Here is a 13286-nt window from a genome sequence, read left to right as displayed (position 1 = left end):
TGGCTGGCATAGTCGGGCGGTGAATTCGCGCCCTGCCAGATCATCAGTCCGACCGCAGATGTCAGCATCAAGCCGACACTGACAATCAGGACGTAGAGGGCCGGTCTGCCGCGCTTACCCTGGCGGCTATCCTGCCCAGAGTTGTGCTCTGACACTCATAAACCTCGCTTACCCGCGCTATCGCGAGCGTAATGAGTAACATATGCGACGACAGAAAGTTCTGGCCTGCGACCTAAAGGATGATTGAGAGAAACCCATCGACACCGAAAATCCAACAAATGTTTATACCGGGATCTTTATAGCCCCGGATCCTGTTAAATCCGCGCCGCATCCGGTGGGCGCGGGGGGCTAATGTACAATCCGTTTTTCTCTTCGTTCATGCTTGCGATCGAAGTTCAGCGGGTAATCGAGTTGCGGCTGGTTCGTCTCGCCTGGGGTGGCCGCGAGGGCCGGGCCGAGATGCAGTCGATGGTGACCGAGAAGGTGCATGCTGCGGGCGAGGCGATGACGACGCTGATGCTTGGCGGCTCGCCTGAAACCGTCATCGCCCGCTACCGCGAGCACGTCGCCTTCAACACCAAGCGGCTGTGGGCGACGGCCTAGCACGACACACTATCCGCGACCCGCTTCGGCGGTCTCGCGCTCGACCACCTCCAGCAGAGCCCCTCAGCTCTCCATCGCGGACCGATCAGAACACTGTCCATCCAGATCAAAGTTAAGCTTTGCGGCCGAGTCTATATCTCTCGGTATTATTCTCGAAGCAACTTTTGACCCAATCGCACTTATCATTACTTAACTGCCGGCATTTGAACGCTTTTTTATTGATCAACCGATAAATCTAGCTTTCAACGCTAGCGGTGGCTGGGCTGTACCAATCTGATTGGAGGGCGCCGCGAGGGAATTCGTGGTTATGATCGCGGGCCTGTTCGGAGCCGGGGCGACGATGGTGTTCATGATGCCAGGGCTCGACTCATTCTTCTCTTGGTGACCGGCGCTGCCCTGCTCGGGTTCGCTCGTGCTTCGCCCCTATCGCCCGTTCGGTAGCGTCATCCTCAGGGACTCGGGAGGGAGCTTCCTCAGATCGATGGCGGTCAACTCACGCCGGCTTCAGACGTCGTCGCACCCAGCGCGTCGCTTCTTTCAGGGTTAGGAAGGTAGGAACCCTCAGCCCCTGCAGGCGGCCGAACCCTGCCTCCATGAACCAGCTCCCTACATTGATGTGCTCGGGCTGTTCGAGGCGCACCAGCACCGCAACAAGCAGGCCATTGGCGATTACCAGCATGCCGTCATGGTCAGGGCTACCCGTGTCAATTGCGATCGGCTGCAGCACGACCAGCGTCTGGACGTTGCCTTGGCCAGACATCGGCTAGCCCTCCTGGGCTCGACCGGGCCAACTCAGGTCGCGACGCTCACCCCAGCGCGTGTTGCGCAGGTGCAGGTAGTTCGGTGTGAAGCTGCAGAAGGCCTTCAGGCGCTCGACGTCGAGGATGGTCAGCACCCGCTGCTTGAGGTGGATCAGGCCGAGGGCGCGTAATTCTCGCAGAGTCCGGTTCACGTGCACGTCCGACAGACCCATCGTGTCGGCGATCTGTGTCTGCGTGAGCGGGAACGCGTAGCTGTTGTCTGTGACACGCCCGACCGCTTCCAGCCGCATAAGAAGTTCACACAGAAGGTGGGCGATGCGCTGGTCCGGAGCGCGTGCTCCCATGTTGACCAGCCACTCGCGTAAGACGGCACCGTCGACTAGGGAGCACCACCAGAAAGCGCGCGCGATGCTCGGGTGGTGCACCGCGATCTCATCGATAGCCCTGCGCGGGATATCCACGACCTGGCACGTCGAGATCGTGCCGATGGTGTGGTCCATCTCGTCGAGGATGAAGACGTTCAGGTCGCAGAAGTCGCCCGGCACCAAGTAGGCCATGATCTGGCGCTGGCCGTCCGGAAGCACCTTGTACCGGCACGCAAAGCCGTCGAGGATCAGGAGGACGTTGTCAGGCTTGTCGCCTTCCTGGATCAGATCCTGGCGTGCACCGACCTGCCGTACCTTGAGCACCAAGCCGTTCAGAGCCCAGCGGGCTTGGTCGGACAAGGGTTCGAAGCTCTCAAGCTTCCGCGTCAGCGCCTGCTGCATGGGGCCCACATCGCTGCGACTTGAGATAAGCCCATATGTCAGAAACCCGACCAAATCTCCATCAAATGATCGATATCTTGCGCTCCTAGGAGAGTAGGCTCAAAGACAGGCGAGGCGTCGCGCGCAGGCACGACCAGGGGCTCCCGACCAAGGGCTCTTGGCCCCCCGCTCCAAGTGAACGGGACCATGTCGCACCCGACGCAGCATAGCTGCTTCAATCGCCTGCTTAGATCCCTAGATCCGGACGATTTCGGTCTGCTTCGGCCACAACTCGAACTTATGACCCTGTCGTTGGGTGATGTGCTGATCAAAGCCGATACCCCCATCACGCGGGTTGCCTTCGTCGAACGAGGTATCGTCTCGCTCGTCAGCATCGCGGCCGACGGACAGCAGGTCGAGGTCGGGCTGGTCGGATGCGAGGGCATGGTCGGCGTGCCGATCCTGCTCAACGCCGAGCGGACGCCAGACGAGGCCCGGGTTCAGGCTATCGGGATGGCGCAGGTCATGCCGGCGAGCGCCCTCTCCGAGGCGCTTCGGCACAGTCCGCGCCTGCACAATCAGCTGTTGCGGTATGCGCACATACTCGGCGTGCAGGCCACGGCCACGGCCCTGGCCAACGGCCGCTACACTCTGGAGCCGCGTCTCGCCCGCTGGCTCCTCATGTGTCACGATCGGACCGAGGGTGACGAACTGCCGACGACGCACCGCTTTCTATCGCTGATGCTGGGGGTCAATCGTCCGGGCCTGACGGGCGCGATCTCGGTCCTGGAGCGTTCCGGCGTGATCGGTAGGCAGCGCGGTACCCTGATCGTCCGCGATCGCGCGGCGCTGCTCGCCCTAGCTGGCCCCTCCTACGGCGCTCCCGAGGTCGAATACGAGCGCCTAATTACGGATCCGACGCCGGGTGGCCACTGATAACATTCTCAGTCCCACCCAAAGCTACGCGCTGCCGCGCTTGCTGCTGAGGTGCCCCTCGATCCAATCTTGAGCCGCGTCCAAATTTGTGAACAGAGGTGCGCTCCTCACCGCGGTTAGCCCGAACCCGGCCTCCAGGAACCACATGCCGGCGGAGGCTTCGTGCTGCTCGGAGAGGCGCACCAGAACCGCCACGAGGAACCCGTCCGCGAAGACGAGTTGCCCGTCGCTGTCCTCACTGCTGGTGGAGACATGCACGGGCTGGAGATGCAGAGTCATCCCGTAGCTCGCTTCTGCAGGTGCAGGTAGGTCGCGTCGAATTCGCAGCTACGGATCAGCTCATCCCACGCCTTCACGACCAGGGTCTGTCGGTGCAGCGTGATCAGCCCGCGACCGCGCATCTCCTTCAACACGCGGTTGATGTGGACGCTGGTCATGCCGGTGGCGTCGGCAAGGTCGTTCTGGGTGATCGGCAGCGGGCAGCGGTGATCGCCTGCCAGGCCGATCGCCTCCTGCTTCAGGTACAGCTCGCAGAACAGGTGGGCGAGATGCTCGAAGGCCGGACGACGACCCATGGCGACCAACCAAGCCCGGAAGATCGCGGCGTCGATCAGCGTGTCACGCCAGAGCACGGCCGCGATGGTCGGATAGCCGGCCGTGAGGGCGTGCATGCTCTCGTGCGGGATGAACGCCACCGTGGCCTGGGTCAGCGTCCCGAGGTTGTGGTCCATCAGCGGGATGTGCAGGCTCTGCAGATCCGGGATGTCACCCGCAATGTGGAACGAGAAGATCTGCCGGCGTCCCTCGCTCAGGAATTCGTAGCGGTAGGCCCAACCCTCCAGGATGAGGCAGCACTGCGTCGCGAGATCGCCGTCGCGGACGATGTCCTGTCGCGCTGAAAGAGTTCGCACCCGGACCGGCAGGTTCTCGATCGCCTTCCGCTCCTTATCCGAGAGGCGGGTGACGCTCTCCAGCTTGCGGATGAGCGGGTAGAGTGCGTGGGGGGTCTTCGAAGCCATCGTGGCGTCGCCTTGCATTGCAGGCGGAAGCGCGCGGCTCTCCCAGGCGGCAGCACCTGTTTCGGAGCGGCTGACGATGACGCACGTGTAGGAGGTATATTATCGCCCCGCTCCATCATGGATCAGGACTTTTCGCGATTGCCCGCGGCCTTGATGAGGAAGGCGCCTGGGCCGGGCGGCCATACCATCACGGCTCACTTGCCCCCGATCCTACCCGGCCATGAGCCCCATACGCTGCGCCACGTCGAGAAGCTCAGCACCAGTCATCACCTCGCCGTTCACTCGCCATAGCCCCGGATCCTCATCGAAGCGCTCGACCATGTAGCCGACCGCGACCAGAGCTTCCACGGCTTCGCCGTTCACGTCGTCATTCATGGTCATGCCGCAAGGCTACCTTAGATCGCGGAGACCGTGCGATCCCCGATGTAGCGGCGCTGAAGGGCACGAACATCACCGGCGGGGCGGCCATATCATCACGGCTCGCCCGGCCTCGCGCACAACCCCGACCGCGTCGCGGCGAATAATCCTGAGATGGGTCGAGGGAAGCTCCGGGGAAGCCTCGGTGTGTCCGCCACGTCATCGCAGGCAGGTGTTTCATCCGGTTAAACGCTCGTTTGACCGAACGAGACACCCCGCGAATTCAGCATGGCTTCCGCCTTCGTCTCCTATCTGCGCGTCTCGACCGAGCGGCAGGGCCGATCCGGCCTCGGGCTGGAGGCTCAACGGAAGGCGGTCGCTGATTTCCTCAACGGCGGTTCGTGGCGCCATGTGGCCGAACTGGTCGAGGTCGAGAGCGGGTCCCGGGACAACCGCCCTCGCCTAGCGGAGGCCATGGCGCTGTGCCGGCTTCACGGCGCAACGCTGGTCATCGCCAAGCTCGACCGGCTGTCCCGTGATGCAGCCTTCCTGCTGAACCTGCAGAAGGCCGGCGTCCGTTTCGTGGCGGCCGACATGCCGGAGGCGAACGAGCTGGTGGTCGGCATCATGGCGGTAGTCGCCCAGGCCGAGCGCAAGATGATCTCGACCCGGACAAAGGCCGCGCTGGCGCACGCCAAGGCTCGCGGCGTGCGACTGGGCAAGCCCGAGAACCTGTCGAACCGGGAGGCCGGCCAGGTGCGCGGGCGGGCCCGCCAAGCGCAGCGGGCCGAGGAGCGGTCCGAGGACCTCGCCCCGGTGCTCGCCGGCGTGCGCGCTGAGGGTGCGGTCTCGCTGCGCCAGATTGCGGCGGCGCTGAATGCTCGCGGGATACCGGCCGCGCGCGGCGGAACGTGGACGGCTACGCAGGTGCGGCGAATACAACAGTGAGGATCAAAGGCTGATCACCGGACGTTTGATCCAAATCCCCAGCTTTTGGGAGGAGGAACGCCATGGGTCTAACCGCTTTTATTGTTTTCGTTGTGCCGTGGATGTTGTTCGCAGGGTGGATGTTCCGCCTCCCGAGTGCCATCCGTCTGGGTGCACCCGCTACTCCATGGCGCCCCCTCACAGACTTTGCCGGTCCCGCACGCGATCAGCGGCGCGAGATCAATCCTCACAATTCGGGGAGCAACGATGGAACGGGCAAGACAGGCGGGGATAAGCATACCCCGATCGATATGCTCGGAGGCGGGGCACTTGGTTCGAGCGTGGAGCCCACTGAGCCACACGACAAGGTTTAGCTCGCGCCCTTCTGCGGACTGGCTCGGCCGACGGCCGCGCCAGCGCTTAGGCTGGTCGTAGGGTGTGATGGGGTTGACACATGAGTACAGGCGCCTGCGTGGCGAAAGCGCACCTCGTACCTGCAGAGCCCGAAGCGGGTTGGCCCTTCTATAGACTGCAGGAGGCTTACCCCGTGCCACAGATGTTCGACTGGATTTTCTTCGCCATCATGATCCCGTTCCCGGCGTTCCTGCTCTGGGATTTCTACCGGCACCGCGACACGTCTAAGCGGGTCCAGCAGCTCTGATCTTTGGCTCACGGGAGTGTAGCCCGCTCGCCGGGTCGTGATCGCCGTACCCGGTCGGGAAACACTCCCGTGACAGCCGGGCAACAAGGTGTTCGTATGACCCTACCAGCTGCCCAAGCCCTTGATGTCATGGCATGCGCCGCGGCTGCATCCGCCATCTACCTGTGGGCGCTCGTGCGCCAGGTCGAGGCTAAAAACGAACGATGAGCGTGGATGTGGCTGGTGCGGACGATGCCCGTAGCCTAGCGGTATGCCGCCTGAACCGTACACTCCCGTCTATGGTCGCCACTTGAAGGCCCTCCGCGCTTGCGGTGCGACCCGCACCGGCATGTGGCCTTCCGTCGATCCAAACATCATGCTGGTGCTCGCCGAACTCGGGCTTGTCGAGCTGCGGACAAAGCCTGGGGTGCTACGGCGCCAAGCGTGGTTCCTGACTCAGTCCGGGCGCGATCTGCTGACGATCGTGGGCACAGGCGAGCCGTAGACACGAAGAAGCCCGCCGCGGCGAACCGGGCGGGCTAAAGGTGGTTACTGACCCGAGCCGCCACCGCCAGTGCTACCCGTCGATCCAACGCGCGAGGGCTGACCCGCATTGCCGGCTGCGGCTGAGTCGGTCGCGATGCCGTCCGCGGCGCGGCCGGTGGGCGAATAGGTGGCAGCGCCCTCGGCACCTGTCGAACCGCTCTGCCGCGTCACTACGCCGCGAGCGCCCGGTGGAACAATGACGGTCGTGCTGGTGGGTGTTTCGATCACGGCTTGCGCAAGAGCCGGCGAGGCGAGCGCGGCGATGAAAGTTGCTGCCAGGATTGTCTTGGTCATTTTGGACGCCTAATCAGATGGAGCGGGCAGGAAACTCCTGTTGTCAATTCAACTCCGATTGCGCGTGATTGATCCATTGACCTTCAATGGCTAATTTATTCGATCGAAACAGCGAGTTAAAATTTCTTATTTTTTTCTCGATGATTGGCCGGCTGGGCGAGGTCGAGAGGGGCGACCGGCGGGGGTTCTACCAGCGGGACGCGACCACACCGGGGAGCGAACTGCCGCCCGTGAGATTGCGCACGGTGGAATAGGGAGGCGGGCCCCTGGGTGTGATCGTTAAAGTTTGCCTCGTTTCGCGGAGTCAAGCTATCGCTCGATCAGCTGCTGTATTGCGCGCGCACGCCATGGCCGATGGTTTCCTGTTCAACGACGGGCTAGTAAAGGTTGGCAATGGTATCCTATGGGTGGCTGGTACTACATACCCAATACGATCCATCAAATCGATTAGAGCAACCGCGACGAATAATCAGATTGTTCGTTGGTGTGGACTGGGATTGATTGCCTTTTCGTTATTTAGAACAGCCGAGCTAATTGCCAATGAGCAAATGACAGGCGAGTTTCTTTTGTTCGGTATTGGTGGCGTGATTGTCGGCCCGGGGATCAGTCGGGGAGCGTTCTATGCGAACAATCGACGGTACCATCAGACAGGATGATGGCTACCTTCCTCGTCCTTAGGGTCAAGCGATCAGGCCACCGCCCTGCCCGATGCCCGAGCCGCCGCGCGCCAAGCATTCCGATCGGCTCGGACGCGGGCAAGCTTGTCCTGCAGGCTGTCGATACGGGCATGCAGCTGGCTGGCGTCGATCGCGGTCTCCACCAGCATTTCTTGGGCTGCCGCCAGCCGCTGGCGCAGTTCAGCCACCTCAAGCTTAAGGGCGAGGCGGTCGGCGTCTGGTGGCCGCTTCATCGGCGGCGTTGCGGCGCCTGCTCAAGTGCCAGGACGACGATGCCGACGGCGCCAAGCGTGCCCGCCAGCATCACGAGGAAGGCGGTGGTGATCATTCGGCTCCCTGTCCGCTGACGGCGCCGGCTGCTGCAGCGCTCAGGGCCGCCGCGATGACCGTAACAAGGGCTACCTCGATCATCGCAGGCGTCTCCCGTCCTCGGGTACCGCGGCCAGATCGACGTTGTAGCCCTTCTCCGCCAGGGCTTCGAGCACCAGGTACTTCACTGTGACCCGGCGGTTCAGCGCCTCTTGGCGCAACGCCGTCCAAACCGGATCTGGCACCTCAAACTTGAGCGCCGTACCCTTCACTGGGGCAAGTGGGGTTTTGGGTTCTTGGGCAATCGGGGTGGGTGGAAGGGCAGTTTTGGCTTCGTTCACCACCGGTGCCGCGGCCCGCGCCTCAGGCGCGGACGAGGGCCGTGTGAAACCCAGGTCGCTGGTAGCCACTGCAAGCTGCTGAGCGTCCTCAGGTGAGATGCGGGGCCGCGGACGCGGCGCGGGTTGGAAGGCGGGCTTCATCATGCTCAAGCCGCCTGCTGCTGGACTGCCAGTACCTCGATGAGTTCGCCGAGCACACCGGCTACCTCCTGCAGGGCCTTAAGATCGCCGTCCGGATGGGCGGGCGTCGCGCCGGTGAAGTGGATGCTCTGGTATGCCGCACGCTGGATGATCTCGGTACGCAGCACCGGGATGCTGGCGGCCTGGACCTCCTGGCGCGCGTGTTGGGCGACACGGCTGCTTAGCGGCGACATCTGAGTAAACACTGCTCGAGCCGGGATCGGCCGACGCAGCATCTTCTCCGCCCGCTGCACCACCTCATAGGTGCGGAACACCTCCTGTAAATCCATGCCGGACACCTTCGAGGGGATAAGCACCAGGTCGCTTTCCGCGATCGCGTAGGTCACAGCCTGGGAGGCCGCGCCTTCCAGATCCACAAACACAAGGCTGTAGCGTGAGGCGGCATCGGAGATCCGGTCGAGGACCGTCTTTTCAGTCACGTCCGCGATCACATCCACGCTGCAGTCCTCGCCGGCCCGCTCGCGCCAAGAGGACACATGCCCGTTTGGATCAGCGTCAATGATGGCGACGCTTCCGCCCTGGCGTGCGTAGGCATCTACCAGGCAGATCACAAGTGTCGTCTTTCCCACCCCACCCTTCGTGCTGCACACGCTGATGACAGCCATTGCTCCAGATCCCCATTGCGCGCCTTCCCAAGCGCCCAAGCAAGCTGATGCCCAAATGGTCAACGAAGCCTTAACCCGAGCGCCCTGACGGGCAAACGCCCATTTGGTCCGTTGCGCAAGTCACCAAAACCCCCTCAGCCCAGATGCAGAGATGGGCGTAGGGGGTGAAGTGTCGTTGGCCACTTGGGCACAGGCCCAGCTGGGCTAACAGGCTTGCGGGGTGAAATGACCAATCCGGACGATGGATCGGCGACGCTGCGAGCGGGATAGGTGAATGGGCCTGATCCCGTGGCGACGCGGTTCGCCCCTGTGCCGTTCGGCATTCGAGCCGGAGCGACAGATGCGATGTAGCGCGTGGCAGGGTCGACGTGGGTGGCGGCGAGTGCTGAGGCTGGCCGAGCGTGGCGCGGATCTCGCGCGCATCATGGACCAGTCGGGCCACCGGGATCCGAGGACCGTCGTGGGCTACATCCGGCGGGCGAACGCCTTTAAGGGGCATTCGGGGAGCGGGTTCTTGTAAGAGGCAGGAGTTGCTGGACAAAGCAGCGCTTCAATCCTCCGGCGTGACGCACGTCCCCATGAAGGCCTTCCGCTCCGGCCCCTCTCTGAGCTTCTGACTGTCCGCCCGCTGTCGGCACCGGTCGTGCACCGCTGGGTCGACCGCCGACGCAGCTTCCTCGCCGGCAGCTGCCGCACCTACTGCAGGCTTTCTAGTCGGCTCGGGCGTGCTCTGCGCGCGTCCCGCCGTGGCGAGGCAGGCGAGGGCGGCTAGAGCGGTGAGGAGTGCGAAGGAGCGTCGCATGGGTGTCCGCCAGAGCTTCGAGTGTCAAACTGGCTTCGTGAACGCCATCTTGGGCGAAGGTTCGGCGGGACACCTCGTCGAGGGCGCCCTACGCCTAAGCGCTACCCTTTGCCTTCCGCGGCCGGCCAGCCCGCTTCGGCTTCTCGGAGACGGTCTCAGAAGCCGCAGCAGCCTTCGGAGCCGCCATCCGCCGCTGCTGGCCGAGCCCGAGGTTCTTGGCCAACGCCGAGCGCTGCGCCGAGTAGTTGGCCGCCGTCGAGGGGTAGTCCCGCGGCAGCCCGAAGCGCTCGCGGTACTCCTCCACGGTCAAGCCGTTGCCGGTGAGATGCCGCTTCAAGGTCTTGTACGGCTTGCCGTCGAGGAAGCTGATCAGCGCGTCGGGGGTGATCGACTTGCGGATCTGGGCCGGCGTCGGCTTGTCGACCGTAGGAGCAGCCGGCGCTGCAGAGGTGCTGAGCCCAGCGAGCGCAGCGTGCGTGCTGGCGATCAGCTCCGCCACGTCGGCAGGCCGTACCGAGTTGTTCGATACATAGGCCGCGACGATGTTGGCTGTCAGCTCTACATGATCGACGGCCGCAGCCTCGATGGTCTCAACGCTCTTGTCCACGATGCACCTGTCCTTGGGGAAGACAGCACAGTCTGTTGTCGCGTGGCAAAACGCAATACGCTATGTTGAAAGAAATATCTTATTGTAGGCACACCAAGATGATGCCGAGCCCCGACCTTGAGCGGTTCGCCACCCTGATCGCCGACAACGTCGTCTCGACCTTCGAGCGCGACCTGGATGGAAGGCGGTCAGGCAATTGTCGGGAATGTCAGTCAGCCCCCCGGGGGGAGCGGAAAAATGGAAGCCAACCCCATGCACCCACAGAGCCGCGAGCCCTCGCATTTGCGCCTGTCGCGCCGGTGCTGTGCCCGGACCCGGCACGGGATGGCGTGCCAGTCGCCGGCAATCAGCGGGAAGATGCGATGCCGGATGCACGGCGGGGCCATGGGAAGCGGCGCACCAAGAGGTGAGCGGAACGGCGCTTACCGGACCGGGCTGCACACGGCCGAGACGGTGGCGTTCCGGCGGATGTGCCGAGGCGTAGCCGGCGCGTCAGCTGATGGGCTGGCAGCGGTGCTGGCGTATCTCAGGAGCGAGGCTGGCTGAGTCTTGCGAGCAGTGCGCGCGCGCGCGAGGCTTACCCGGCTGCTTCCGGCTCACCCCTGCAGCATCAGGTCTCGGGCGCCCTCGGCGAGAGCTTGGAGAGCGGCGACAGCGGCTTGGTGCTGAACCCGACTCGCATCGTCCCGAACCTCGATGGTGACGGCCGTAGTCAGGGCTATTTGCCGCACGGCTTCGCTCTCGGCATTGATGGCGACGCGCTCGTGGGCGGCAAAGCGGCCCATAAAGACGATCCAAACCCAACATTCGATAAAGTGCTTAGGCCGTGGATAGCCGAGAAAGAGCTGGACCGTCGGATCGAGTGGCACCCATGTCCCATCAAATGGAAATTCCAAGGAATTTCTGGGTTGAGCTTGAGCATACCGTCTCGTTAAAGGTAGGTGATGCCCTTAACAAAGATCCGGCTCGACAGGAGTTGCTGATCTCATATCTGCGCGATTTGGAGATCATGGCGCGGACTGCATGCGATAGCCGACAGACGATCCAGATTATTGCTTCTGGCCGCCGTATCCTGGGGGACCGAACCCAGGTTGGCCCACAAGAAGGACCCTTCAGATACACCGTCGCGTGAGCGCAGGGCCGAACCCAAAAAGGCGAATGACGCTATGAATGAGCAAGCGTTCGCGATCGTGCTGGCCGCGGCTTTCACCGTCGGCTGCGCGATGATCCAGATAACCAAACGGCATGCTCAAGCTGTGACGGCATTCCTCTTGCTCATCGTGCTCTGCCTCGGTCCGTTCGTTGGTCTCGTCGCCTTGGCGCAGAAGGCGGAGCCTAGCGTCCAAGCCGAGCAGCCTGCGGCCTCTCACAGGCCTCGTTAGATGATGATTATGCTTACTTGGGCCGGCATGACCTTGGCCTTCTTGGCACCCGCACCACCGATGCGTGAATGGACAGAGCAACCAAGGCGTCCCACTCTCGGTGCCGTAAATTGGCTTCTGTTGTCCCTATGTGGCGGCTTTGCCTTGTTGGTGGCAGCCTCACCTATTCTCACAGCTGTCAGTTCCTCAAGCGATTACAACGCTTTCCGAGCGCGCTGTGAAATTGAGGGTGGGACCGTTCTCCATGTCTGGCAGGGGTCGCGTCCCTATACCTGCGAGCACAGGAGAGCCACATCAGGATGAAGGTGACAAGCCTCAGGACGCTATCCAAACTGCTCAATGATAACGTGCATCGATCCCGTCAAATGCAGGGGCATGGGTCAACGTGACGGTCATAAGATGTGTTTTGTGGTAGGCCCAGGAACGCATCGTGCCAGCCGACACCGCTCCAACTGTCAAATCAGCATGCGCGTTCATGGCAGCGCTGATCGACTTGCTTGGCGAAATGCCAGAGCCCAACAACTCACGTCGGGCAAAGCTATTCGCCGAACGCCTCGGTGAATTGGAGGCCGAGGCTCGCGAGCACGAAGCCTCTGGAGCAACGATGGCTGCGATCAGGGGCGCGCGCGTGCTGCTGGAACTGGCCGAGTTGCCTCCGCTCCGACCTGCGGTGCAGCTGGGTACAGAGCGATGACGCGCAGGGCACCGGATCATGGCGGTGAGCTGACCAGCGAGCCCGCATCGACCAACCTGTACACGCTAGCGACGAACCTGATTTCTCTGCAGCGTATGCTGGACCGCCGAACCGCAGATGGAACGCTCGTGCAAGCCGATCCGGGTCTGATCAGATCCGCGATCGCGGCCGGACGCGGACAGGTTACGAGCGTCAAGGCAATGCTCGGAGAGATGCTGCACGGCCCAACGGATCCATGGCGGCAACCTACCGACGGCCTGATCGCGGCCGTGGCCGACTTCGACAGCCTGCTCGACACGCTCGAAGAGATGCTAAGCCAACTGGGCAGCTGAGCGGACGCTCATCTCGGACTTTCTCTGATCAAGGCAGCAGGCCAGCCCAGACAGCGTGGTGCAGGGCAGTCCTGGCGGCGGCACGGTCAGGATCGTCGGCGGCAACCGCATCGGCTATCGTCTCAATGGCTGCGAGACCGCCAGCGCATCGATCTCTAGGCCGGCGCGGAGCAGAGCGTTTTGAAAAGCCACGGCAGCCGGATCCGCCGGGTCGCGGCGCTCGATGCTCTGCACGTATGCGACGACACTGGTAGCGGTCGGCGGGTCGGGGAGGGAAGCGATCATGGCCGCGCCTCCAGCTGGATCGGATGAGGCGTAAAGACGGCTCTTGGGCGTGGATGATGACGCGCGGCAAGGTCGTATCGTGTGATTGCGATGGGCGAGCGCTGCGGTTCATCGGCACGCAGATCGATATCAGCGCGCGCAAAGCGGCCGAGGGGCAAATTGCTCATATGGCTCGCCACGATGGTCTCACCGACCTGCCGAACCGCGCTCTGTTTTACGAGC

Annotated in this window: 19 protein-coding genes and 1 pseudogene; 8 read left to right on the top strand and 12 right to left on the bottom strand. The window is 63.0% G+C overall.

Features of this window, described 5'->3' with window-relative positions; genetic code table 11:
• Window positions 1–351 precede the first annotated feature (351 nt).
• Entirely contained in the window at window positions 352–603 is a 252-nt protein-coding gene (locus MKL01_RS31370; protein ID WP_243909089.1) for a hypothetical protein, read from the top strand.
• 493 nt (window positions 604–1096) lie between these two features.
• Here the strand turns inward: MKL01_RS31370 and MKL01_RS31365 are convergent, their stop codons facing one another.
• Both MKL01_RS31365 and MKL01_RS31360 read right to left on the bottom strand, forming a co-directional pair.
• Window positions 1097–1363: a hypothetical protein gene (locus tag MKL01_RS31365; protein ID WP_243909088.1), complete on the bottom strand. Its 267-nt coding sequence runs from the start codon at window positions 1361–1363 to the stop codon at window positions 1097–1099.
• A 3-nt stretch (window positions 1364–1366) separates the two neighbouring features.
• Window positions 1367–2131, bottom strand: coding sequence for a Crp/Fnr family transcriptional regulator (locus MKL01_RS31360; RefSeq protein ID WP_243909087.1), 765 nt, complete (start codon window positions 2129–2131; stop codon window positions 1367–1369).
• A 186-nt stretch (window positions 2132–2317) separates the two neighbouring features.
• On the opposite strand from MKL01_RS31360, the gene MKL01_RS31355 reads away from it, so the two are divergent.
• Window positions 2318–3046 (top strand): Crp/Fnr family transcriptional regulator, encoded by a 729-nt coding sequence (locus MKL01_RS31355; RefSeq protein WP_243909086.1) that lies wholly within the window; start codon window positions 2318–2320, stop codon window positions 3044–3046.
• Between the two features lie 24 nt (window positions 3047–3070).
• Here MKL01_RS31355 and MKL01_RS31350 read toward each other — a convergent pair whose 3' ends face one another.
• The 3 genes from MKL01_RS31350 to MKL01_RS31340 form a co-directional block, all read right to left on the bottom strand.
• The gene (locus MKL01_RS31350; RefSeq protein ID WP_243909085.1) at window positions 3071–3325 is read right to left on the bottom strand and encodes a hypothetical protein; all 255 of its coding nucleotides are present in this window, start codon (window positions 3323–3325) and stop codon (window positions 3071–3073) included.
• Entirely contained in the window at window positions 3322–4065 is a 744-nt protein-coding gene (locus MKL01_RS31345) for a Crp/Fnr family transcriptional regulator (protein ID WP_243909084.1), read from the bottom strand. Before MKL01_RS31345 ends, MKL01_RS31350 begins: the two co-directional genes overlap by 4 nt.
• Window positions 4066–4275: 210 nt before the next feature.
• Window positions 4276–4446, bottom strand: a complete 171-nt coding sequence (locus tag MKL01_RS31340) for a hypothetical protein (protein ID WP_243909083.1) — start codon at window positions 4444–4446, stop codon at window positions 4276–4278.
• A gap of 264 nt (window positions 4447–4710) precedes the next feature.
• Here MKL01_RS31340 and MKL01_RS31335 point away from each other — a divergent pair, with 264 nt between their 5' ends.
• Window positions 4711–5370, top strand: a complete 660-nt coding sequence (locus MKL01_RS31335) for a recombinase family protein (RefSeq protein ID WP_243909082.1) — start codon at window positions 4711–4713, stop codon at window positions 5368–5370.
• Between the two features lie 1168 nt (window positions 5371–6538).
• Here MKL01_RS31335 and MKL01_RS31330 read toward each other — a convergent pair.
• From MKL01_RS31330 to MKL01_RS31310, 5 genes are all read right to left on the bottom strand, one after another.
• On the bottom strand, window positions 6539–6829 hold the full coding sequence (locus MKL01_RS31330; protein ID WP_243909081.1) for a hypothetical protein: 291 nt from the start codon (window positions 6827–6829) through the stop codon (window positions 6539–6541).
• Between the two features lie 688 nt (window positions 6830–7517).
• Window positions 7518–7739 carry a hypothetical protein gene (locus MKL01_RS31325; RefSeq protein WP_243909080.1) on the bottom strand — a complete coding sequence of 74 codons (222 nt, stop codon included), beginning with the start codon at window positions 7737–7739 and terminating at the stop codon, window positions 7518–7520.
• 174 nt (window positions 7740–7913) lie between these two features.
• On the bottom strand, window positions 7914–8300 hold the full coding sequence (locus MKL01_RS31320; protein WP_243909079.1) for a hypothetical protein: 387 nt from the start codon (window positions 8298–8300) through the stop codon (window positions 7914–7916).
• Between the two features lie 2 nt (window positions 8301–8302).
• Complete coding sequence (locus MKL01_RS31315) at window positions 8303–8962, bottom strand: ParA family protein (protein ID WP_243909078.1); 660 nt, start codon at window positions 8960–8962, stop codon at window positions 8303–8305.
• An 896-nt stretch (window positions 8963–9858) separates the two neighbouring features.
• Window positions 9859–10371: a MucR family transcriptional regulator gene (locus tag MKL01_RS31310; protein ID WP_243909077.1), complete on the bottom strand. Its 513-nt coding sequence runs from the start codon at window positions 10369–10371 to the stop codon at window positions 9859–9861.
• 177 nt (window positions 10372–10548) lie between these two features.
• Between MKL01_RS31310 and MKL01_RS36050 the strand changes: the two genes are divergently transcribed.
• The gene (locus MKL01_RS36050; RefSeq protein WP_313901502.1) at window positions 10549–10917 is read left to right on the top strand and encodes an HGGxSTG domain-containing protein; all 369 of its coding nucleotides are present in this window, start codon (window positions 10549–10551) and stop codon (window positions 10915–10917) included.
• A 50-nt stretch (window positions 10918–10967) separates the two neighbouring features.
• On the opposite strand, the gene MKL01_RS31305 is transcribed toward MKL01_RS36050, so the two are convergent.
• Entirely contained in the window at window positions 10968–11267 is a 300-nt protein-coding gene (locus MKL01_RS31305) for a hypothetical protein (RefSeq protein ID WP_243909076.1), read from the bottom strand.
• Between the two features lie 195 nt (window positions 11268–11462).
• Here MKL01_RS31305 and MKL01_RS31300 point away from each other — a divergent pair, with 195 nt between their 5' ends.
• The 3 genes from MKL01_RS31300 to MKL01_RS31290 all read left to right on the top strand — a co-directional run bounded on the left by MKL01_RS31300 (window position 11463) and on the right by MKL01_RS31290 (window position 12779).
• Window positions 11463–11753 (top strand): hypothetical protein, encoded by a 291-nt coding sequence (locus tag MKL01_RS31300; protein ID WP_243909075.1) that lies wholly within the window; start codon window positions 11463–11465, stop codon window positions 11751–11753.
• 475 nt (window positions 11754–12228) lie between these two features.
• Entirely contained in the window at window positions 12229–12447 is a 219-nt protein-coding gene (locus MKL01_RS31295; RefSeq protein ID WP_243909074.1) for a hypothetical protein, read from the top strand.
• On the top strand, window positions 12444–12779 hold the full coding sequence (locus tag MKL01_RS31290) for a hypothetical protein (RefSeq protein WP_243909073.1): 336 nt from the start codon (window positions 12444–12446) through the stop codon (window positions 12777–12779). The genes MKL01_RS31295 and MKL01_RS31290 overlap by 4 nt, the downstream gene beginning before the upstream one ends.
• A 114-nt stretch (window positions 12780–12893) precedes the next feature.
• Here the strand turns inward: MKL01_RS31290 and MKL01_RS31285 are convergent, their stop codons facing one another.
• A complete protein-coding gene (locus tag MKL01_RS31285; protein WP_243909072.1) occupies window positions 12894–13064 on the bottom strand; it encodes a hypothetical protein in 171 nt (56 codons plus the stop codon).
• Window positions 13065–13087: 23 nt separating this feature from the next.
• Between MKL01_RS31285 and MKL01_RS31280 the strand changes: the two are divergent.
• Window positions 13088–13286 (top strand): annotated as a pseudogene (locus MKL01_RS31280) (hypothetical protein); the annotation flags it as partial.

Origin of the sequence: Methylobacterium sp. J-070 (genome assembly GCF_022829385.1) — a bacterium.
GTDB lineage: Bacteria > Pseudomonadota > Alphaproteobacteria > Rhizobiales > Beijerinckiaceae > Methylobacterium.
This window is presented reverse-complemented; position numbering and strand designations above follow the sequence as displayed.